This window comes from Marinovum sp. J2-8, from assembly GCF_055808435.1.
In genome coordinates, this window is the sequence record NZ_JBVVRZ010000003.1 from 642,526 (window position 1) to 665,283 (window position 22,758).

A 22,758-nucleotide genomic window follows, 5' to 3' on the forward strand; every position below is an offset into this window, starting at 1 on the left:
GGCGCGGATCGAAGAAGGGAACACATATGAATACTCTGGATCTTCAGGGCCGTCGGGCCGTGATCACAGGTGGTGCCCGCGGTATGGGGTTCGCCTTTGCCAAACGGTTTTTGGAAAGCGGGGCCTCTGTCGCCCTGTGGGACGTCAACGAGGTGGCGCTGGAGCGGGCCAAAACGGCGCTTGATCCATTGGGCAAGGTGATCACCGACAGGGTCGATGTGTCGGATTATGCCAATGTCGAAACCGCCGCTACACAGGCCGCCGAGGCGCTGGGCGGTATCGACATATTGGTCAACGCGGCGGGGATCGCGGGGGTGAACACGGCGCTGGTCGATTATCCGATCGACACCTGGAACGCGGTGATGAACGTGAACCTGAACGGGATTTTTCACACCTGCCGGGCCATCGTGCCCCATATGCAAACAGGCGATTACGGGCGGATTGTGAACATCTCGTCCATGGCGGGCAAAGAGGGCAATCCCAATGCGTCGGCCTATTCCGTGTCAAAGGCTGGTGTGATCGGCTTGACCAAAAGCCTTGGCAAAGAGCTGGCAACAAGCAACATCCGCGTCAATGCGATTTGCCCGGCCGTGATCAAAACGGAAATGCTGGACGATGTCACAGAGGAACAAATCGGCTATATGCTGGCCAAGATCCCGATGGGGCGCATGGGCACGGTGGAAGAGATTTCCGCGATGGTCGGCTGGATGTGTTCGCAGGAATGCTCTTATTCGACGGGGGCGGTTTTCGACCTCTCTGGTGGGCGCGCGACCTATTGAGCTGGCCGCGCGATGCAGGTGGCTTTAGGGGGGGGGGGAACCGCTTGGCGAGGTTGCCGGAGGGCGGGTTGGCGCACACCGCCCTTCGGGATGGCCTAGCTCACCGGCACCACATCCACCGTATGCAGCGTGTCCTGATCGCCAGAGGATCGCAGGCTGCCCTTGACCGGGGCGACATCGCTGTAGTCACGGCCAAAAGCCACGGTGATATGATCGGCAGAGACCAGAACATTGTTGGTGGGGTCAATTTCGATCCAGCCGTTTTCCATCCCGCACCATGCCCGGACCCAGGCGTGCATCGCATCCGCCCCTTCCAGTCGCGGTTGCCCCTCTGGCGGTTCGGTCCGCAAGAAACCAGAGACATAGGCCGCAGGTATGCCAAGTGCGCGCAGCGCCGAGATCATCACGTGGCTGTAATCCTGACAGACCCCGCGCCGGGCCTGAAACGCCTCAAGCGGGGTGGTGGCCACATGGGTGGCGTCGGGATCGAAATCGAATGTGTCGTGGATGGCGCGGCTGATGGCGCGAACCGCATCAAGGGTCGACATCTGTGGGGTCGCCGTCGCGCGGGCAAAAGCCGCAATATCGGGGTCGGCGGCAATTCGCGGAGAAACGCCAAGGAAATGGTGCGGCGACGCCGGGGATATGCTGCGCAATCCGCCAAGCTCGCCGCCAATGTCCGCGACAGAGCAGCTGAGGTCCAGAGAGGTGTCGACCGTATCGCGCTGGATACGGCCCTGAAAGACAAATTCGATCTCATCCAGCCGCATGTCGTGGGCAACCTCGACTGTGGGATTGCCAAAGAAATCCTGACCCGGCAGCCGATAGTTCGGGTTTGGCGTGATGTCGATCCGACTGTTCAGCGTTTGTTGCCCCGCCATTTCACGTGGGGCCATGCGCAAAACGGTGCGGCTGGCGGCGGCAGGTTGGTAGTAGCGATAGGCGATCCGTAGTCTGACATCATAGAGCATGGCGGATCAACTCAGGTATGTTGTTGTAAGGGCGTCGGAAATTTCGATCAGCTCGCCGCGCATCGCAATCAGGCTTTCGGTGGTGATGTCGCCGGGCTGGGCCACGCGCAATTGGGTATGAATGCGCAGCACAAGGCGGCTGGCATCGCCCATGCGCGACAAATGCAACCCTTCGGCCATATGGGCCTCGGCGCGGCGAATTTCATTGATCTGATAGGCGATGGATCGCGGGTTGTCGTCGTCCAGCGCCAAAAGGTCGATCACCGTATCGCGGCTGGTCTCCACCGAATAGCGCCGCCGGTGGCTCATCACGCTTTCGCCGATTTCGACGGCAACATCCAGACCACCATCGGGAATGCCGGGATCGGCAAACCGCGCCAGCAATGCGGCGGTCTGATTGGCGCGTTCCAACGCGCGCCCGATCCACAGGAACCGCCAACCGTTGAAGCGGAACATGTTTTCATGCACCAGCCCGGAAAACCCCGCCAGTTTGCGCAGCAGCACGCCCATGGCGCGGGCGGCATCATCGCCGTGGTTCAGCCGGGGGGCGAATTCCCGCGCGGTCGAGGCCAGATCCGACAGCGCGTTCCAACCGTCGGTGGAAAATCGGTCCCGCACCTTGGAGGCGCAACCAAGGCTCGAGTAAACAATCCCAAAAGACCGTCCGGCAGGGGCTCATGCGGGGACATGCCCCAGCCTTCGAGATAGAGCGCCATCGCTTCGGTCAGGGGCAGGGTGTCCGGCCCATAGGTTTCCAGCCGCCCATGATAGGCACGCAGCATCCGCACCGCCGCTTCGGCGCGTTCCACATAGCGGCCCAACCAATAAAGATTGTCCGCCGCGCGCGAGGGCAGAAGCCCCGGCATCCGGCGCAGAAACGGACCTTTGGGGGTTTCCGCCAGCGTGTCCTTGGCCACCGGTTTGTCCGACACGATCCAGACATCCGCCACCGACCCGCGGCCTGCATCGCCAGGGCGGTTGGATCGGCGGTGCGGCCAATCCGGGCATAGCCCCCGGGCATCACCACCCAGCCGCGCGGGGTGCGCGCCGCAAAGACCCGCACCACCATCGGACGCGGCACCAAGGCACCGTCGATCATGGCCAGCATGGTCGACAGGCGCACGGCCTCTTGACCGACCAGAGCTTTGCCTTCCTGAGTGACCCAATCCTGTACCGTTCCGGGGGTGGATCTGCGCACCTCGTCGCCGAGCGTATAGCTGGCGTTGGAATCAAATGGCAGATGGGTGGAATTGGCCGGGCCGATCAACATGCGGTCAAGATTGCCCAGCACATAATTGCGCTCTTTGGCCTGCCCGCACCACCACGAAGCGATATTGGGCATCTTCAACGGCGCGCCCAGCAGCCGCTGACAGATCCGGGGCAAAAACGCCAGCATGGCACGGGATTCCAGCACGCCCGAGCCGAGGCAATTCACCATGGTCACCGCGCCGCCGCGCAGCGCCGAAACCATGCCCGGCGTGCCAAGTGCCGAGCCTTCGTCAAGTTCCAGCGGATCGGCAAACCGTGAATCCAGCCGTCGCCACAACACGCTGATCGGTTGCGGGCCATGAATGGTGCTGACCGTCAGGCGGCCGTTTTCAACCTTCAACTCCTCGCTTTCGAGCAGCAGAAAGCCAAGATAGCGGGCGATGTAGGCATGTTCGAAATAGGTGTCGGTGTTGGTGCCGGGCGTCAGGATCGCCACCAGATCCATGTCGGTTTCCCGCAATCCGATCAGCGCATCGCGGAAATGGCGATAAAATCCCGCCAGCCGTTCGATATTCATGCCGGAAAACAGATCCGGGAACACATGGCTTGTTGCCATCCGGGTTTCCAGCGCAAAACCGGACCCCGACGGGGCCTGGGTCCGGTCGCCCAGAACAAACCAGCGTCCGTCGGGCGCACGGCCAATTTCAAACGCCAGAAAATGCAGGAAATTCCCCGACCGGGGCGTGACATTCACGATCGGGCGCAGCCATTCCGGGTTCTGCGCCACCAGCTCGGCGGGCAGCATTCCGTTGCGGATCAGATCGCCGGGACCATAAAGGTCGGCCATCACCCGTTCCAACAGGTCGGCGCGCTGGGTGATCCCTTCGACCACGGTCTGCCATTCGGTGCCGTCGATCATCACCGGGATATGGCTGAGCGGCCAATCGCGTTCGGTAGAGCCGTCCTGGGTGTATTGCCGGAAATAGACCCCGGCATCATGAAGATATTGGTCGCCGCGCGTGAAAGCGCGCGACAGACCCTCTGGTGTTTGCCCCGCCAGATGGCGGATCAATGGCTTCCAGACATCCCGCATGGTGCCATTGCGATGCAACAGCTCGTCCGGCACGCCTTCGGGCGGCGCGTAACCTGAAATCAGGTCAAAGGGTGCCTCGGCCTTGGGCATTTATGCGGCGTCTTTCTATTTGGGTGGGGTCGGTCCCGTAACGGACCCTATACACCCGGCGCGCGCCGCAAATCTACCGTCATTGGAAACTCTGGATGCGGGTTTTCCGCCGGTGGCCAGTAAGATCCCGGTGTGTGGCCGAATTTTTCGAACCGCGCCAGGCGCCTTGCATCCGCTTCGTTTGTGTTGACCGGGAAGTGGTCATAGTTCCGCCCGCCGGGGTGGGCCACATGATAGGTACAGCCCCCCAATGCGTGACCGGTCCAGGTGTCAAAGATGTCAAAGGTCAGTGGCGCATCGACCGGCAGGACCGGGTGCAATGCTTCGGCCGGTTGCCAGGCCTTGAACCGCACGCCACCGATCGACACGCCGGAGCTGTCGGTCGTATGCATCGGCACCCGGCGCTTGTTGCAGGCCACGATATAGCGGTCCGGTTCGGTCGCGGTCAGCTGCACCTGCATGCGTTCCACCGAACTGTCGGTATAGCGCACCGTGCCGCCAATTGCGCCGCGCTCGCCCAGAACATGCCAGGGTTCCAGCGCTTGCCGCACCTCCAGATGCACGCCATCGGCCTCGACCTCGCCGGCAAAGGGGAAACGGAATTCACGCTGGGCCTCGTACCATTCAGAGCGGAATTCGAACCCGTGTTGCTTCAGATCGCGCAGCACGCCCAGGAAATCCTGCCAGACAAAATGCGGCAGCATGTAACGGTCGTGCAGCACCGTGCCCCAGCGGACCGGCGTGCCCTGGATCGGGGCCTTCCAGAAACGTGCCAGAAGCGCGCGGATCAGCACCTGTTGTGCCAGCGACATCTTGGAATCCGGTGGCATCTCGAAGCCACGGAATTCGACCAGACCCAGACGCCCGGTCGGGCCGTCAGGCGAAAACAGCTTGTCGATACAGATCTCGGCGCGGTGGGTGTTGCCGGTCACGTCAATCAGGATGTTGCGCAACAGACGGTCAACCAACCAAGGTTGGGGCGCCGGACCTTCGCCCGGTGCCGGGATCTGTGACAGTGCGATTTCCAGCTCGTACAGCGTGTCGTGGCGTGCTTCGTCGATCCGTGGGGCTTGCGATGTCGGGCCAATGAACAGACCCGAGAACAAGTAGCTGAGCGAGGGGTGGCGCTGCCAATAAAGGATCAACGACCGCAGCAGGTCAGGACGGCGCAGGAAGGGCGAGTCATTGGGCGTCAAGCCACCGACAACTACATGGTTGCCGCCGCCGGTGCCGGTGTGTTTGCCGTCGATCATGAATTTGTCTGCGCCAAGACGGCAATTGCGTGCCTCTTCATAAACGCCGTTGGTGATCGCCTTGCAGTCATCCCAGTTGTGGGCCGGTTGCACGTTGACCTCGATCACGCCGGGATCGGGTGCGACCTTGATGTTGTTGATCCGGGGATCGTTGGGCGGTGAATAGCCTTCGACATGGATCGGCAGGCCCAGTTCCTCGGCGGTTTTCTCTGCTGTGGCCAACAGATCAAGATAGTCTTCCAGCCGTTCGACCGGCGGCATGAACAGGCACAGCTTGCCGTCGCGCGGCTCCAGCGCGATTGCGGTGCGCACGGCGCCTTCGGTCGGGTCGATCCCGGTGCGGGCCATTTGGTCCATCCGGGTCTGACGCTCGCCTTCGCCGTCATCCACGGGGGCGGTGACCGGTTGTTTGTGCTCCTTCGAGACATCCGGCGTTGCGGCGGCCTCTTCCTTGGCGATGCGCGTCAACTCTTCGGTCAGCAGCCGGCGACGTTCGTCGACCTCTTCGTGGAAGTTCGGCAGATCTTCGACATCAAGCGAGGTATCGGCCGGATAGACATATGGGTAAGACACCTCTGGCACATGGGGCAGGGCGCCCAATGGCAGGCGGAACCCCACCGGGCTATCGCCGGGGATCAGGAACAGATGGCCGCGCCGGGTCTTCCAGCGCTCCGACCGCCAGCCGCTTTGCGATTTGGCCTGCCAACGCTGGATCGGCAAGACAAAGCAGGCGGCCTCGTTCAGACCACGGGCAAACACCTTGGCAATGCGCGCTCTTGCCTCCGGGTCTTTCAGTTTGGGATCGTCGGGCGTGACATTGACCGGCAAATCCGCCTCTTGCAGCACCCAGACCGCCGGGTCCTCAAACGTGGGTTGGGCATAATCCGGCTCCAGCCCCAGGTTCTGCGAGAATTTGGTCAGAAACGCCTCGGTCTCTTTGATGCCTGCGGGTTTCTCGGGTTTTTCCTTGGCAATCAGGTCCGGGTTGGACCAGATCGGTTTGCCATCGCGGCGCCAGTAAAGACCAAAGGTCCAGCGCGGCAGGGTTTCGCCGGGATACCATTTGCCCTGACCGTAATGCAGGAACCCACCGGGGGCAAAGCGGTCGCGCAACCGGCGGATCAATTGATCGGCAAGCTCGCGCTTTTGCGGGCCGACGGCCGCGGTGTTCCATTCCGGGCTTTCGTAATCGTCGATCGACACGAATGTCGGCTCGCCGCCCATGGTCAGGCGCATGTCCTGTTCTTCCATTTCGGCGTCGATCTTGTGACCAAGCTTGTCCAGCGCCTTCCAGGAGTCTTCGGAAAACGGTTTGGTGATCCGGGGGTGTTCGGCGACGCGATTGACCGTCATGTCGAAATCAAATTCGACCTCGGGCTGGCCGTCGGCGGTGAACCCGCCGGTGATCGGCGCGGCGTTGCGGTAATGCGGTGTCGAACACAGGGGAATGTGGCTCTCGCCGGTCAAGAGGCCAGAGGTCGGATCAAGCCCGATCCAGCCAGCGCCGGGCAGAAACACCTCGCACCAGGCATGTAGATCGGTGAAATCCACTTCGGTGCCGGCGGGGCCGTCCAGCGACACAAGATCGGGCTTCAACTGGATCAGATATCCAGAGGTAAAGCGCGCCGCAAATCCCAGGTTGCGCAGGATCTGCACCAACAACCAGGATGTGTCCCGGCAGGAGCCCTTTTTCTTTTTCAGTGTCACCTCGGGTGTCTGAACGCCGGGTTCCATGCGGATGACATAACCGATGTCTTTTTCAAGCTGTGCGTTCAGCGCAACCAGAAAATCGACAGTATTTTTTGCCTTCTTTGGCAGCTTCGACAGATATTTCGCCAGACGCGGCCCGGTTTTTTCCGGTTTGCGATAAATCACCAGATCATCGCCGAATTCATCCGGGTATTTGAACGGGAACTTCTCTGCGGTTTCATCAACAAAGAAATCAAACGGGTTATAGACCGTCATATCGGCCACCAGATCGACCTCGATGCGGAATTCCCGCACCGGTTCGTGGAAAACAAACCGGGACTGCCAGTTGCCATAGGGGTCTTGCTGGTGGTTCACAAAGTGATCTTCCGGCGTCACCTTCAGCGAGTGCGAGATGACCCGCGTTCGCGAATGCGGGGCCGGTCGAAGGCGAATGATTTGCGGCCCCAATGTGACCGGGCGGTCGTATTTGTAATGGGTCAGATGTCTGATGCTTGCCGTAATAGTCATATTGTCCGCCTACATTTGGTCCCCGACATAGTTGATGCCTGTTCGGGTAAGTCAATGTAAAGCTCTGCTTCCTTCAACGGCCCGGCAATATAAAAGCTTTGCGCGATTGCCTGCTTTTTCGGCATCGGGACTGGCGGTGGCGGCCGCGGATGGTCAATGCGTTGCCGTCATGCAACAAACATCCAGGCCCCAGGGCAGGGTTCGACGATTTTTCAGACAGACCTGTTTCACGGCGGGCGCAGTTGAAATCGGTTGCAAATCGGCCCGGCAGCCCCCCGAAAAACGGCACAAATTCCCCGAAATCATTGAAGCCCCGGAACTTATCCACATCACATGTGATGCCGATGTCTCTGGATTCCCCGCAAAAATTAGACCCGACAACGAAAAAAGTCTTTTTTGGGGCGTGGGGATCAGGTAATGTCGAAGTAATGAAACGACGTGACCCACTGTGTAAAGAGGTCACGCGAGGTAGAGCGGTGAAAGTTATGAATGCGATAGATTATGTCGTCCGCACATCTGCGGGCGCAATTCAACGTGACGTATTACAGTCGGGTGACCAAAACGCGGTTATCGCAGTGGCGCCTGGGGCGGAAGTCTCACTGAATTTGATGCAGTCGGACATGCGCGGATATACCCGCAGCGGCGAAAATCTGCATATTGAATTGGCCGATGGCCGGGTCATCACGCTGCAAGGCTATTTTGCCGATGTCGCGGACGAGCCGCGGTTGTTCATCAGCAGCGACGGTGTCCTGCACGAAGTATTCTTTGCCGAAGGCAACAATGGCGTTCTGTTCGCCGAATATGGTCAAAGCGCCGAATGGGGCAAGTGGTCGCCGAACGACGCGCTGATCCACTCTGGCCGTCCCGAGGTGGTGACAGCCGAGGTGTATGGCGCAGAAGACAACGAAGTGTCGATGCTGGCCGCGGGCCTTTTGGGCGGTGGATCGCTCTTGGGGGCGGCTGGTGCGGCGGGTGCGGCGGCGCTTGGTCTTGCGGCCCTTGGTGGCGGCAGCAGTGGCGGCGGAGGCAACGGGGCGGGCCCGGTTGCGCCGACCGTGGACGACACATCTGTTGTCGTGGGCGGCGATGGCGCCGATGAAACCGTGACGGTCACCGGCACGGGCGAGCCTGGCGACGAAGTCGAAGTGGTCATTGGCGGCGAAACCGTGAATACCGTTGTTGATGACAATGGCGAATGGGAAGTTGTCTTTGAGGGTGAGAATTTCCCCGACGACGGCACCTATCCTGTTGAGGTAACAGTCTCCGGCGACGGCGAAGATGACGTGACCGAGCTGACCGGTCCCGAAGTGGTGATTGACCTGACCGGTCCGGCAACGGCCGTCACCGGGGGCACCGCAGAGGCGGGCGATCTGATCAACCTCGAAGCGCATCCCAATGGGCTGACGGTTACCGGCACGGGCGAAGTTGGCGCCGGGGTCACCGTGACCATCGACGACGTCACGCATGAAACCACCGTGGACGAAACCGGTGGCTGGTCCGTCGATTTCACCCAGGATGAAATTGCCGGTGGGGAATATACCACCGACGTGACCGTGGTGTCGGAAGACAGCTTTGGCAACACCACCACATTGACCGAAACGGTTGTGGTCGACACGATCCCGAATGACATCACGATCAATACCGCCGTCATCGGCGCCGAAGGCGTGGTGAACGCGGATGAGGCCGCCGGCGAGGTTGTGATCACCGGCACGGCAACACCCGGCGCAGCGCTTGAGGTTGCGGTGGCTGGCCTGACCCAATCTGTGACGGCTGACGCGGATGGCAATTGGACCACGACATTGCCCAGCGGCACCCTGGCCGCAGGTGAATATGATGCGCCGATCACCGTGACGTCGACCGATGGCGCCGGAAACGCATCGTCGGTATCGGGCAGCTTTGCGGTGGATACCATCCCGAACGACATCACCATCAACACCGCGATCATTGGTGGCGACGGTGTGGTGAACGCCGATGAAGCGACCGGCGATCTGGCAATCACCGGCACAGCGACGCCGGGCGCCGTTGTGGACGTGACCGTTGCGGGCGTGACCCAATCGGTGACCACGGATGCATCCGGCAATTGGGGTTTCACCCTGGCCGGCGGCAGCTTTGAGCCTGGTGAATATGATGCCACCATCACCGCAACTTCGACCGATGCGGCGGGCAATACGTCTTCTGTGTCGGGGCAGGTCACGATCGACACTGTGCCCAATGACATCACCATCAACACCGCAATCATTGGTGGCGACGGCGTGGTGAATGCTGGCGAAGCGGCGGGTGATCTGGCGATCACCGGCACGGCGACGCCGGGCGCTGTGGTGGATGTGACCGTTGCGGGTGTGACCCAATCGGTGACCACGGATGCATCCGGCAATTGGGGCTTTACCCTGCCGGGTGGCAGCTTTGCGGCGGGCGTCTATGATGCGCCGATCACCGCAACATCGACCGATGCCGCAGGCAATACCAGCGGCACCGCCAGCACGGTACAGATTGATACCGAGGTTTCGGTCACGCTGAACGATGCCAGCATCGAAACCGATGGTGTCATCAATGCGGAAGAGCGGGCCGATGGGGTCCAGGTGACCGGCACAGCCGAGGCCGGCGCAACGGTCGAGGTGACCATGGGCACCGCGACGCTGACCACGCTGGCCGGGGCCGATGGCCAATGGTCTGTGTCCTATTCGGCCGCGGATGTTCCCACGGGCGAGGTTTCGGTACCGATCAATGTGACTGCCACCGACAGCAACGGCAATGTGACCACGACCAGCGGTTCCGTGCAGGTCGACAGCTTGGTCACGCCATTACAGCTGGATGCGCTGCCCGGCGGCAGCGATGCGGTTGTGAATGCCGAAGAGGCGCTTCAGGGTCTGACCCTGACGGGCGTTGTTGAACCCGGCAGCAGCCTGACTGTCACCCTTGATGGTGTCAGCCATGCCGCGACCGTGGCGGCGGATGGCACATGGAGCGTGGCCTTCCCGGCGTCCGATCTGCCGTCTGGCGAGCAATCAGTCACTCTTGATCTGACTGCGACGGATCAGGCCGGCAACACCCGGACCGAAACCCAGATGGCGAGCTTTGACACCGATGCGGGGACGCTGACGTTGTCGTCTGAGGCGATCGAAGGTGACGATGTCATCAATATGGTCGAAGCTTCGGACGGCGTGGTGATCCACGGCACGTCCAATCCCGGCGCGACTGTCACTGTGACATTGGCGGGGGTGACCCATACCGCGCTGACCGATGCGGCGGGCAATTGGACCACGACCTATGGCGCGAACGAGATCGCACCCGGCACCTATCAGGCCGACATCACGGCTGAAACCACCGATGCGGCGGGCAACACATTGCAGGTCAGCGACAGTGTTCAGGTCGACACCGAGGTGGTGAATTTTGCCAATCTCGACGTTTCGGCCGGAACCGACGATGTGATCAACGCCGCAGAAGCCAGCCAGGGGGTGACCATCACCGGCACCACCGAGCCGGGCGCAAGCGTCATGGTCACGATCGAAGGCGAGAGCCGCCCCGGGGTTGTGGATGCCAATGGCAATTGGTCGGCCATGTTCGAAGATGGATCGATCACCGCCGGCGAATATGACACGACCGTAAGCGTCACAAGCACCGATGCTGTCGGCAACGTCGCCGAAATCAGCGAACCTGTGCGGATCGACACCTTTGTCAACACGCTGGCGCTGACGTCCTCTTCTGCGGGCAGCGATGGGGTGGTGAACACCGAAGAACTGCAATCCGGCGATGCGCTGCAACTTGCAGGGCAGGTGGAGCCGGGGTCGGTGGTGTCTGTCGCCTTCAACGGTCAGGATTATGTGGCAACGGTGGCCGCGAGCGGTGCCTGGACGGTGGATATCCCGGCAGCAAATGTGCCGCTGGGCGAATATGAAGCCTCTTTCGCGGTGTCGGCCACCGATGCGGCGGGCAACACCGATACCATCACCGAAACGCTGCAAATCGACACCGAAGCCCCTGATGGGGCAATCATCGAAAGCATCACCCAGGGTGTCACCGGCATTCGTGGCATTTCCACCCAGCTCAGCGATGACACGCAGGATGTTCTGCAAGTGTCTGAAACCGGGGTGGTCAGTGATGTGAACATGACCGCCGTCGACATTCCGGCAATCAACGAGACCAACTTCATCTTTGCACAAAACGTGCCGGATGGGTCGGATCTGATTGTCAGCACAACGGATGATGCGGGCAACAGTCGGTCGAACTATCTGGTGCTTGACGACGAGGTTGTCGGCACCGAGGTCAGCCTCGGCAATCCCGGATTGGGCGCGCATAATGTCGAAGCGGTTGATCTGGAATTTGCCGAAGAGGCGCATTTGACCCTGAGCGAGGCAGATGTTGTGGCGCTGTCCGGTGCCAGCGATACGCTGACCGTTTATGGCGATGGCGACGATCAGGTGACCCTGACCGGGGCGACCCATCTGGGCCGCGTAACCAATGGCGATGGCCAGAGCTTTGCTGAATATCAATTGGGCGATGCGACGGTATTGATCGACGAAGACATCACCAACGTTGTCATCTGACACCAACATTAGTAGGGCCGCGGCGATGCCGCGGCCCGTGCTTCGGACAAGACCGACCATAAAAACAAGCGCGAAAGGCAGTGCGCGGATGAGGCGGGACATCTACAGGGCAAATCGGGCGGCAGGGCTTCTGCCGTGTCTGTTGGTATTGGCGGGCTGTATGTCCGATGGCGACGGCGCGGGTAATTCCGTGACGCGGTTTTTGCAATCCAAACCGATGTTGAACGGGTCAGCAGAGCAGGGCGGCGAAGCCGACACTGCTGCTGCGGCGGAAAAACGGGGGGTGGCGTCACCGATCATTGCCACCTTGCAGGAGCGGCGCAGCATCCTTGATCCGGCATCGCCTTATGGCGCGGTGGCGGGCGCGGTCATGGCCTCTTCTGCGCGCACCGCAGAAGCAGAGCTGCGCGCAGCGCGCCTGCGGGCGCAGGCGGCCTCCAAGAATTGGCTGCCGTCGATTGGTCCCAACATCTCTCTGAATTCGATGGGGGAATTCGTCACATCGCTGTTCATCGAACAGGTGATCTATGACAACGGCCGCAAAAAGGCCGAACGTGATTTGGCCGCCCATGACGTGGAATTTGCCGCCGTGACCCTGTCACAAGACAGCAACACCCGGGTGCATGACGCGCTGGGGCTGTATCTGGCCGCAGAAGAAGGCCGGGAAAAGATCACCGTGGCCGACAGATCGCTGGAGGATATGGGCCATTTTGAATGGGTGATGAACGAACGCGTGCAGGGCGGTGTTTCTGACCGGTCCGATCTGAACATCATTCGCCAGAAGCTGGCCGAAATCCGGTCGCAACGCGATACCGCGCTGGGCGATTCCCGCGCGGCGCTGGCGGAACTGGCGGCCATGGCCGGGCATCCGTTGGAGGAGCTGCGCGGCGTTCCGGCGCTTCGGGTCGAAGCAGAAGGCACAGAGCCGCTGACGGTCCTCAAGGCGAAGGCCGATCGGGATCGCAGCATCGCAGAAGCCAAGATCGCCCGTGCCGGTCATCTTCCGGGGCTCAAGGCCGGGGGAACCGTGTCCGGCGACAATTCCGATTTTGGTCTCTCGCTGGCGGCGGATCAACTTCTGGGTCTGGGCACCGGTGCCAGCCTCAAGGCGATTGAGGCCGCCAAGGAGGCCGCAGGCCGCAAGGTCACCCAAGCCGATGAAGACGCCCGGCGCAAAATCTCTGCCTTGCGCCAACGCGAGGTGGCGCTGGCCCGGCAATTGACCGATGCAAACACCTTGGCGCGGCAGGCCAAACATAACCTTGATCTCTTTCAGGCCCAGTATGAGGCCGGGGCGCGACAGGTGATGGATGTGGTTGGTGTCTATGAAACATGGGCGCGGCAAAGCGGGGCGGCGATCACGCTGAAATATGATCTGGCGCGAGTGCAGATTTCACTGGCGCGGGCCTATGGGTTGCTGGCCAACGGGTCCGAGATATGAGCCGCTGGTTGAAATCCGTGGGTGGGCGCAAAGCCAGCCCCACGCCCTTGCGTGCGGTGGCGTCTGATCCGGTGATGACCGCACCAAAAAACGAGACAAGATCAAAAACCGCGGACACGGTACCGGCAAAACAGGTGAAGCATGATCGGGCGGCACAGGAACAGCGGGTCAAATCGCGCGCGTTGCTGATGCGGACCTATGCCGGGCTCTTGGGCTGTGATGTGGTGGTTCAGGATCTGGAACAGGCGTTGCAGGCAAAGCTTGGGCCAGAGGGTGACATTGATGCCGCCCTGATGGCTGCGGCGCTTGGGGCCAACGGGGTTGCGGCCAAGGTGGACCCCGAGCCGACACTTTCCGTTGACATCTGGCTGGCGCTGGCATGGATGACCTCCGGGCAATGGGTGCTGGTGCTGGGGCAGGACGGCGATGTGGTCCATCTGTTCGACACAAGCTTTCCCGACAACCGCGCGCCGGTGCCGCTGGCGGAATTCACGCCCTATTTTGCCGGACGTCTGGTGCGGGCCGATGCGGCCTCTGCGGTGCCCGCGCGGACCACAGCTGAGCAGGGCGATGGCCCCGCGCGTGATCCCAACCAGACCCCGGGTCAATCCGCCGGCGCCCATAGTGGCCAATCCAAGGGCCATTGGTTCTGGGGACAGTTTCCCAAATTCTCGCGTTATTTTGGCGAGGTTGCACTTGGGTCTTTGGTGGCGAACCTTCTGGCCGTTGCTGTCGCGCTGTTTTCGCTTCAGGTCTATGACCGGGTGATCCCGCATCAGAGCGAAGCCACACTCTGGGTGCTGGCGGCGGGGGCCGGCTTTGCCTTGCTGCTGGAGGCGGCGTTGAAACTGGCGCGGGCGCGGTTGATTGACGGCGCCGGGCGGCAGATCGAATTGAACGTGCAGACCCTGTTGATGAACCGGATTCTGGGGATGCGGTCGGATATGCCGGGGCGGTCCCCGTCGTCGCTTTTTGCGTCGATGCGCGAATTTTCCTCGGTACGAGAGTTCTTTACCGCCTCCAGCGTTGGTGCGGTGGCGGATATTCCGTTTGTGTTCATCTTCCTGCTGCTTGTGGCGTCGATCGCGGGCAATGTGGTCTGGGTGTTGATCCTTGGCGGTGTGCTGATGGTGTTGCCGTCGGTGTTCCTGCAAAAACGCATGATCCGACTGACGCAGGAAATGCAGGGCGCCTCGACCAAGGCATCGCGGCTGTTGCATGAGGCCGTGTCGGAACTGGACACGATCAAGACACAGCGCGGCGAAGACCGGTTTCGCCGTCTTTGGCTGGAACTGACGACGTTGCAATCGCTGAAGTCTTCGGATCAGCGGCGGCTGGCTTCTGCGCTGACATTCTGGAGCCAGGGCGTGCAGCAGGCCACATATGTCTGCGCGGTGATTGCCGGCACATATCTGGTGTTTCAGGGGCAGTTCACCGTGGGTTCGATCATTGCCACCGGCATTCTGACCGGGCGCACGCTGGCCCCGTTGACGCAACTTGCGTCGACCATGGCGCGTTGGGGCAATGTGCGCGCGGCGTTGGAAGGGTTGGACGGGGTGGCGCTGGCGCCGCAGGATCAGGATCCCGCCCGCAGCTATCTGCGCCGTGACCGGCTGGACGGCGGGTTTGAAATCCGCGAAGTCACCTATCGCTATGAAGAAGATGCACCGGCGGTGTTGGACATTCCCGGCATTGGCATCACGCCCGGCCAGAAAATTGCGGTGTTGGGGGCCAATGGGTCCGGCAAATCCACATTGCTGAAATTGATGAGCGGGCTTTATGCGCCGACCAGTGGCCGTATCCTGCTGGATGGCACGGATATGGGCCAGATCGCGCCGCGCGACATTCGCCGCTCGGTTGGGTATCTGGGTCAGGATGTGCGGCTGTTTTCCGGCACGCTGCGCGACAACCTGAACCTGAACATGCTGGAACAGGACGACGGGCGGCTGTTCGAGGCTTTGGATTTCGCCGGGCTTGGACAATTCGTGAAAAGCCACCCCAAGGGGCTGGATCTGGAGATCCGCGACGGCGGATCGGGCCTGTCCATCGGGCAGCGCCAGTCGATTGGCTGGGCACGGTTGTGGTTGCAGGATCCGGTGGTCTGTCTTCTGGATGAACCCACGGCGGCGCTGGATCAAACGTTGGAAAAGACGTTGATTTCCCGGCTGGAAACCTGGCTTGAGGGGCGCACCGCGCTGATTGCCACCCACCGGGTGCCCATCCTGTCGCTGGCCACGCGCACCATGGTGCTGCAAAACGGCCGCATGGCTGTGGATGGGCCGCGCGACAAGGTTCTGGAACATCTGACCAACACGCGGGGGGCATCGTGATGGCTGCGTCTGCGACCAATATTTCGGGCTTTGCCGGTCGTCAGCTGCGGGGGCCCTCGTTGACGATCTGGCTTTGCGGGGTCACGGTTCTGGTGTTTGTCCTTTGGGCGGCCTTTGCCTGGATTGACGAGATCGTGCGGGCCGATGGCGAGATCATTTCGTCGTCGCGGCCCCAGATCATTCAGAACCTCGAAGGCGGGATTCTGGCCGAACTGATGGTGAAAGAGGGCGATGTCGTGATGCAGGGCGATATGCTCGCCCGTCTGCATGCCACCCAGTTCCAATCTTCGGTTGATGATCTTCAGGATCAGATCGCAGCACTGGAAATTCGCCGCATCCGGCTTGAGGCCGAAATGGACGGTGCCAAGGAATTCGAGGTGCCAGCCGATCTGATTGTCCGGCTGCCCGAAATGGTGGCGTCGGAACGCGTGCTGTTGGCGGCCCGGCAGGGGGACTATGTCAGCCGCCGGGACGGTGCCGAGCTGGTGTTGGAACAAGCTGCCAGCGAATTGCAGCTGATGGAGAACATGCTGGCGAAAGAGGTGGTTGCCCTGATCGAAGTGACCCGCGCCCGCAAGGCACATGCGGATGCGAAAGTGCGCTATAACGAGGTGATCACCCAAACCGAGCTTGAGCGCGCACAGGGCTATTCCGATACTCTGAAAGAGTTGGCGACGCTGAAACAGACCCTGAAATCCAGCCTGGATCAATTGAACCGCACCACGTTGCGTTCGCCGATGCATGGTATGGTCAACAATCTGTCGGTCACCACGATTGGCGGCGTTGTCCGCCCCGGCGAAGAAATCCTGCAAATCATTCCGCTGGACGAGGAATTGTTTGTCGAGGCCCAGGTGCGCCCCGAAGACATCGCCAATATCCGCCGGGGGCAGGCAGCCACGGTCAAGCTGTCCGCCTATGATTACACGATCTATGGTACGTTGAAGGGGCAGGTGGATTTCATTTCTGCGGATACCTTCAAGGATGATCGCGTGCGCGAAGCCGAGCAGGACCCGCATTACAAGGTGACCCTGCGCGTTGATATGTCGAGCCTGACCGACCGCCAGGCGCAGATCGAGATCCGCCCCGGCATGCAGGCCCAGGTAGAATTGCACACCGGCGAAAAGACCGTGCTGCAATATCTCTTGAAACCGCTCTACAAGAGCCGCGAGGCTTTGCGCGAACCCTGATTGATTTCAATGTGCCTCCTTGCGGAGGCGCAGTATCTTGGTGTTTGTGGCGACATGAGCCCCGGGGTTCGACTGTCCGCGCTTTTGGCGGCGGCGGCATGCGTATTTTTCAAGAGAAGAAGATTGGGACCAGATGGTTTGTGAATTATGTGATGCACCAGAGGCGGTTGCCGTTGGCGAGGTGCAGCTCTGTACGACATGTGCGGCCGGTTTGGCGGGGGATGTCAGCGACGATCCACATTGGCAATGTTTGCACGGCGCGGTTTGGGCCGAGCGGCCAGAGGTGCAATTGGCGGCGGCACGGATCCTGGTGAAGCTGGAGGCTCCTTGGGCGCAGGAGGTTCTGGCCATGGGGGCCTTGCCCGAAGCGGTTCTGGCAGAAGCCGAGGGCGGCGCGGTGCCGCAGGTCTTGCATCGCGACACCAATGGTGTGGTCCTTGCGGCGGGTGATACGGTTGTGTTGATCAAGGATCTGCCGGTCAAGGGCGCCGGGTTCACCGCAAAACGCGGCACTGCTGTGCGGGGGATTTCGCTGGTGGCTGAGAATGCCGGGCATATCGAGGGCCGGGTCGACGGCCAGCGCATTGTGATCTTGACCGAATTTGTAAAACGGCAGGGGTGATCCCCCTAGCCGTCGGTATCCAGCGGGATTGTCACCGGGCCGTCGTTGATCAGGCTGACCTGCATGTTGGCGCCGAATTGGCCGGTTTCGACGGTGATGCCTTCGCCGCGCAGCGCCTCGGCGAAGGCGAGGTACAGCGTTTCCCCAATGTCGGGCGGGGCAGCGGCGGAAAACCCGGGCCGATTGCCGCGCCGACAATCCGCAGCGAGGGTGAATTGGCTGATCACCAGGGCGGACCCGTTGATATCGCGCAGCGCACGGTTCATCTTGCCGGTCTCATCCGGGAAAATCCGCAGGCGGGCGGTTTTGGCCGATTTTTCCGCGTCGGCTGTGGTGTCGCCCTGCATGGCACAGATCAGGATCATCAGGCCGGGGCCGCATTGGCCGATGCGCTGGCCATCGACCCGGACAGCGGCCTCTGACACCCGTTGCAGGACCGCTCTCATGCCAGTTCGTGTGACCAGGGCGGATTGGCGCCCGCGCGGCTGACGGTGATGGCGGCTGCGCGCATGCCGAGTTCGATGGCAGGTTTCAAAGCGTCGAGATCTGCGGCGGCAAAGGCGGCTTTGTCCGCAAGTCCCGATTGGTGCAATCCGGCCAACATGCCGGCGTTGAACGTATCGCCCGCGCCCACGGTATCGACCACTTTGGCCTTTTCGGTTGGCAGGTCCAGACTGCCCTTGGCGCTGAGCGCCAGGACTCCTCTGCGCCGCGGGTCATCAGGACAACGCCGACGCCCTGGTCAATCAGGGCCTGTGGATCGGTGCCGCCGGTCAGCCATTCCAGATCCTCGTCAGAGACCTTGACGATGTCAGCCAGTGCAATCATCGCGTCCAGTCGGGCCCGATAGCGCGCGGCATCGCGGATGAAGCCGGGGCGGATATTGGGGTCGATCATGATCAGGCGATTGGCGGCCTCCCGGCTGGCCAAGGCTGCATAGGTGTCGGCGCAGGGTTCGCTGACCAGGCTGATGCCGCCAAAGAACAGCGTTGTCAGCGCCTCGGGCAGGGCGGGCAGATCCGCGGGATCCATCATCCGGCAGGCGGTGTTTTCGTCGTAAAAGGCATAGGTCGCATGACCGTCTTTCAGCGTGACAAAGGCCAGGGTCGTCGGATTGTCGCTGCGTGGTGCCAGGCTGCTGTCGACATGGGATGCGGTCAGGTCGGCCTCAAGCAATTGACCAAACAGATCGCGGCTGAGCCCGCCGAAATATCCCGCAGGCGCCCCCAGTCGGCCCAGCGCGATGGCGGTGTTGTAAACCGCGCCGCCGGTATGAGGGGCGAAGGCCAATTCACCCAACGTGGTTTCGCGGGGCAGCATGTCGATCAGTGATTCACCGCAGCAAAGGATCATGGGATATTCCTGTTCGGGCCCGGAAGGCCGGGGTCAGATGTGAGTGCGCCACTTTTTGCGCCCATTTGTTTGCGCTAACATGACGTAATTTGCCGTCTGTGGCAAGCGATTGGACCGGATGTGGCCCGGATGTGGCGTCGGGTCGCGGGGCGACATGTACAGGGTGCGCCGCGCCATGACGCGTGATCATTGTTGTGTCGTGGCCCAGACATAGCCAATCGCCCCCGCGACAATCAATCCGATCACCATGGCAATGGCGATCTTGATGGCCGACCAAGGGCGTTCGCCCTGTACCCGGCCCGTGCGTCCGTTTACCACAAAGCGATAGGTCTTGCCGCGATATTTGTAGGCCGCCAGCCAGACCGGCAAGAGAATATGTTTAAAGGTGATGGCGCTGATATCGGTGTTGATGTCATGAATGCGCTGGCGATCGCCGCCAATGTCGAATTTTACGTCGCGCTGGATCATCCGGTCCATGTGGTTGCGGGCCTCGGCAAAGCCTTCGTCAAGCTCGACCGCATAGCCCTCGGCGCGAAAACCAGCAAGGAATTCAGGGCGATACGGCTCCAGCTCTGTCAGATCCCAGGGTTCCAGATTGTCGGTATAGCGTTTGGGCAGCGAGCGGGACGCCAACACCAGCACATCGTCAAAAAACCGCGCCACCCGGCCAGAAACCGAGCGCCAGCGCACCTTTTGGACCCGGCGTGTTTCGGTCTTGCCATTGCGGGTCACGGTGCGGGTTTCGTAATAGACGGTGCCGCGTTCGCCACGATAGGCGGATTTGGTATCGGCATCAAAGGTCCAATAGGGGACATAGATGCCGTCCATCTTGCGGCCTTTGCGGGCGTATTCCTGCAACCCGTTGGGGGCAAACCACAGCTTGCCGAGCCAATCGGTCATCGCCTTGTGGGCGGCGCGTTCCTCTAGCGCAAAGGGCAGCAGGCCACGGGGTTTGATATGGCGGTGCGTGCCGGTGTCGACGACCACGGGGGTGGCACAGAACGGACATTCGCGGGCGTGATCCACGTCATTGAATTCCACCTGCGCGGCGCAATTGGGGCATTTGGAAACACGGGTTTCTTCGATGTCTTCCTGGGGCAATTGCTGGCGTATGGCGGCCTGGAAATCCAGTTCCTTGAGGGCGGCACCGGCCCAGGGTCCAGATTGAACCACATCCGTATTGCCGCAATGGTCACATTTCAGCCCGCCGGTGCCGGGATCAAACCGGAAATCCGCGCCGCATTCGTCGCAGGGGAAACGATGCTCAGCCTCAGGGGCGTCGGGTGGTGGGGGAGGGGAAATGTTGTCGGCCATAAAACGGTATCCCGGGGAATCTATGATCTACCTTAGGGTGGGTGCGCGCCAGACTGCAACATCGGCGGAGGCAGAGGTATCTGCCAATGCAAAGGCGCGGTCCCGGACTTGCTCCGGGACCTCTGTTCAAACCGGCGGTGGAGGTCCCGGATCAAGTCCGGGACTGCGTCGGTTTGCGGACCGAAAAAACGGGGCGTGTCACATGCCCGGCGGCGGGGGCGGGAGGATGGTGAACAATTGCGCCAGCTCCTGCACGTCCTCGGCCCTGAGCCAGCCATCCTGACCGGCGGTCCAGACATAGGTTTCGCGGGTGATCTCGCCGCTGGTTGCCATACGGCCCAGTTTTGCTTTGGAAAACGGACCTTTGGTTTCGCCACCCTCGGCAATGTGCCAGACATGTTCGACCGGCGGCGGGGGCGGCGCGGCGTGTACGGCGGCAGGGGCGTGCTGGACCGGGACGTGCTGGACGGGGGCGTGCTGGACGGGGGCGTGCTGGGCGGTGGGCTGTGCGCCCCAGGGGCCCTGGTTTCCCGCCATTTGATTGGCCATCGCCATGCCCATCCCCATGCCAAGGCCCGCGCCCATGCCGCCGCCGCCATTGGGGTTCGCGGCCGCCTTGGTCATTGCTTCGGCGGCGGAATATTGGGTGAATTTCCCCAGATCCCCCGCCAATCCCATCGAGGTCCGCTTGTCCAGCGCCTCTTCCACCGCAGGCGGTAGCGAGATGTTTTCAATATAGAATTCGGGGATCGACAGACCGTAGCCCGCAACAATCTGGCTGATCTCTGCGGCAATCATCTTGCCCAGATCGGCGGTGTTGGCGGCCATGTCCAGAACCGGGATGCCAGAGCCGGCAATCACGCGGCTGAATTCCTGCACAATGATGTTGCGGACCTGATAGCTGATCTCGTCCATGGTGAATTCGCCGTCCGTACCGACGATTTCGGTCATGAACAGCGCCGGGTCCTTGACCCGCACGGTATAGGTGCCAAAGGCGCGAATGCGGGTCGGCCCGAATTCCGGGTCGCGCAGCATGATCGGGTTCTTGGTGCCCCATTTCAGGTCGGTGAACCGCGTCGTGTTGACGTAATAGATCTCGGATTTGAAAGGGCTTTTAAAGCCGTGATCCCAGTGCTGCAACGTCGTCATGATCGGCATGTTGTTGGTCTCTAGCATATAGAGACCGGGGGTGAAGACATCGGCCAGCTGGCCTTCGTGGACAAACACCGCAGCCTGACCTTCGCGCACCGTCAGCTTGGCACCATATTTGATCTCGTGGTCTTCGCGTTCAAAGCGCCAGACCATGGTGTCGCGCGTGTCGTCGACCCAATGAATGACGTCGATGAATTCACCGGTGAGGAAATCGAAAATACCCATCGGGCGGTCTCCCTTCGTTGTCTTCGCCCTTAACTGGGCCCGCCAAGCAATTCGTCGGCGATGATTTCGGCGGTTGGCTGTGCCTCTTGCCAGGACATGCCAGCCGACAGGCGGCGGTCGTACAGCATCTTGAGCAGCAACTCGTCATGTGTGGTCAGCAGGGCGAATTCGTCGTCGTCGTTAAAGATTGACGGGCGCGCGCGTGGGCTGTCATTGGCAAGGCCAAGTCCCTGCGCCAATTCCTCGTGCACACAGGATTTCCGCAGCAGAGAGGGGTGCTCCGAGCGGATCAGCGCGATCGCCTTGGCATATTCATGCCCGCCTGGTTCGCTGGAAAAGGCAATCACCAGACAGTGGATCGACTTGGGCAGGCTGCGAAAGATGTCGAGGGCGTTTTGGTTGATATTCGGCACAATCTCCTTGATCCGCGCGGGCAGGGCGGCGCTGTCGTCTTCGGACATGAACAGCACGAAGTAATTCGGATCATTGGAGGAAATGGTGATCGGATGGCCGGTGATCCGGTTCAGCCGCGCAGCATAGCGCGTGACCTCGCCCCGGTCGGTGGCCTGTTGTTCGATTGGCACGGCGTCGCCGAATTCCACCTGCATGCGGATCGGTTGTTCCCAGCGTTTCAGGCGGCTTTGGCCACCGCGCGCGGCCTGAAGCCCGGCACCGCGCGCGTATTCATCATAAAACGCGATGCGTTCGAAATTCTCGATCAGCATTCTGCGGCTGAATTGGGTGTCCGGGCCGCCGCCATCGGTGCGCAGCAGCCCCTGGGCCACAGATTGGCTTTCGACCTGGGTGTAATAGGCCGCAAGCGCCAAACTTTGCGGTGAGGGGCCGAGTGGTTTCGGGGTCGGCTTGACCACAGGTGCGGGCGCCAGGCCGGTCGGGCGGCACGGGCACCGGATCCACCGGAGCAACACAGGCGGACAGCGCCAAGGCGCTGGCCACCAGACCGGCAATGATCCGCAC

At 61.3% G+C, this 22,758-nt stretch carries 12 protein-coding genes and 2 pseudogenes; 6 read left to right on the forward strand and 8 right to left on the reverse strand.

Annotated features, from left to right (window positions below):
* Nucleotides 1–26 precede the first annotated feature (26 nt).
* Nucleotides 27–779 carry an SDR family NAD(P)-dependent oxidoreductase gene (locus tag AC0L4F_RS12670; protein ID WP_244688871.1) on the forward strand — a complete coding sequence of 251 codons (753 nt, stop codon included), beginning with the start codon at nucleotides 27–29 and terminating at the stop codon, nucleotides 777–779.
* A 95-nt stretch (nucleotides 780–874) separates the two neighbouring features.
* On the opposite strand, the gene AC0L4F_RS12675 is transcribed toward AC0L4F_RS12670, so the two are convergent.
* From AC0L4F_RS12675 to AC0L4F_RS12685, 3 genes and pseudogenes are all read right to left on the reverse strand, one after another.
* Entirely contained in the window at nucleotides 875–1,750 is an 876-nt protein-coding gene (locus tag AC0L4F_RS12675) for a transglutaminase family protein (RefSeq protein ID WP_244688872.1), read from the reverse strand.
* A gap of 6 nt (nucleotides 1,751–1,756) precedes the next feature.
* Nucleotides 1,757–4,142: pseudogene (locus AC0L4F_RS12680) on the reverse strand (circularly permuted type 2 ATP-grasp protein).
* 47 nt (nucleotides 4,143–4,189) lie between these two features.
* A complete protein-coding gene (locus AC0L4F_RS12685; RefSeq protein ID WP_244688873.1) occupies nucleotides 4,190–7,612 on the reverse strand; it encodes a transglutaminase family protein in 3,423 nt (1,140 codons plus the stop codon).
* A gap of 620 nt (nucleotides 7,613–8,232) precedes the next feature.
* On the opposite strand from AC0L4F_RS12685, the gene AC0L4F_RS12690 reads away from it, so the two are divergent.
* From AC0L4F_RS12690 to AC0L4F_RS12710, 5 genes are all read left to right on the forward strand, one after another.
* Nucleotides 8,233–12,156 carry a beta strand repeat-containing protein gene (locus tag AC0L4F_RS12690; protein WP_244688874.1) on the forward strand — a complete coding sequence of 1,308 codons (3,924 nt, stop codon included), beginning with the start codon at nucleotides 8,233–8,235 and terminating at the stop codon, nucleotides 12,154–12,156.
* A 160-nt stretch (nucleotides 12,157–12,316) separates the two neighbouring features.
* Nucleotides 12,317–13,597, forward strand: a complete 1,281-nt coding sequence (locus tag AC0L4F_RS12695; RefSeq protein ID WP_244688875.1) for a TolC family protein — start codon at nucleotides 12,317–12,319, stop codon at nucleotides 13,595–13,597.
* 188 nt (nucleotides 13,598–13,785) lie between these two features.
* On the forward strand, nucleotides 13,786–15,927 hold the full coding sequence (locus tag AC0L4F_RS12700) for an ATP-binding cassette domain-containing protein (RefSeq protein WP_473446475.1): 2,142 nt from the start codon (nucleotides 13,786–13,788) through the stop codon (nucleotides 15,925–15,927).
* Nucleotides 15,927–17,114, forward strand: coding sequence for an HlyD family type I secretion periplasmic adaptor subunit (locus AC0L4F_RS12705; protein WP_244688877.1), 1,188 nt, complete (start codon nucleotides 15,927–15,929; stop codon nucleotides 17,112–17,114). The genes AC0L4F_RS12700 and AC0L4F_RS12705 overlap by 1 nt, the downstream gene beginning before the upstream one ends.
* 133 nt (nucleotides 17,115–17,247) lie before the next feature.
* On the forward strand, nucleotides 17,248–17,736 hold the full coding sequence (locus AC0L4F_RS12710; RefSeq protein ID WP_244688878.1) for an alkylphosphonate utilization protein: 489 nt from the start codon (nucleotides 17,248–17,250) through the stop codon (nucleotides 17,734–17,736).
* Nucleotides 17,737–17,741: 5 nt separating this feature from the next.
* Here the strand turns inward: AC0L4F_RS12710 and dtd are convergent, their stop codons facing one another.
* The 5 genes and pseudogenes from dtd to AC0L4F_RS12735 form a co-directional block, all read right to left on the reverse strand.
* Nucleotides 17,742–18,182 (reverse strand): D-aminoacyl-tRNA deacylase, encoded by a 441-nt coding sequence (gene dtd, locus AC0L4F_RS12715; RefSeq protein ID WP_244688879.1) that lies wholly within the window; start codon nucleotides 18,180–18,182, stop codon nucleotides 17,742–17,744.
* A pseudogene (locus AC0L4F_RS12720) lies at nucleotides 18,179–19,026 on the reverse strand (carbohydrate kinase family protein). Before AC0L4F_RS12720 ends, dtd begins: the two are co-directional and overlap by 4 nt.
* 249 nt (nucleotides 19,027–19,275) lie before the next feature.
* The gene (locus AC0L4F_RS12725) at nucleotides 19,276–20,403 is read right to left on the reverse strand and encodes a TFIIB-type zinc ribbon-containing protein (RefSeq protein ID WP_244688880.1); all 1,128 of its coding nucleotides are present in this window, start codon (nucleotides 20,401–20,403) and stop codon (nucleotides 19,276–19,278) included.
* A 198-nt stretch (nucleotides 20,404–20,601) separates the two neighbouring features.
* Nucleotides 20,602–21,780, reverse strand: a complete 1,179-nt coding sequence (locus AC0L4F_RS12730) for an SPFH domain-containing protein (protein WP_244688881.1) — start codon at nucleotides 21,778–21,780, stop codon at nucleotides 20,602–20,604.
* Nucleotides 21,781–21,809: 29 nt separating this feature from the next.
* Nucleotides 21,810–22,652: a DUF2927 domain-containing protein gene (locus AC0L4F_RS12735; RefSeq protein WP_244688882.1), complete on the reverse strand. Its 843-nt coding sequence runs from the start codon at nucleotides 22,650–22,652 to the stop codon at nucleotides 21,810–21,812.
* Between the last annotated feature and the right edge of the window lie 106 nt (nucleotides 22,653–22,758).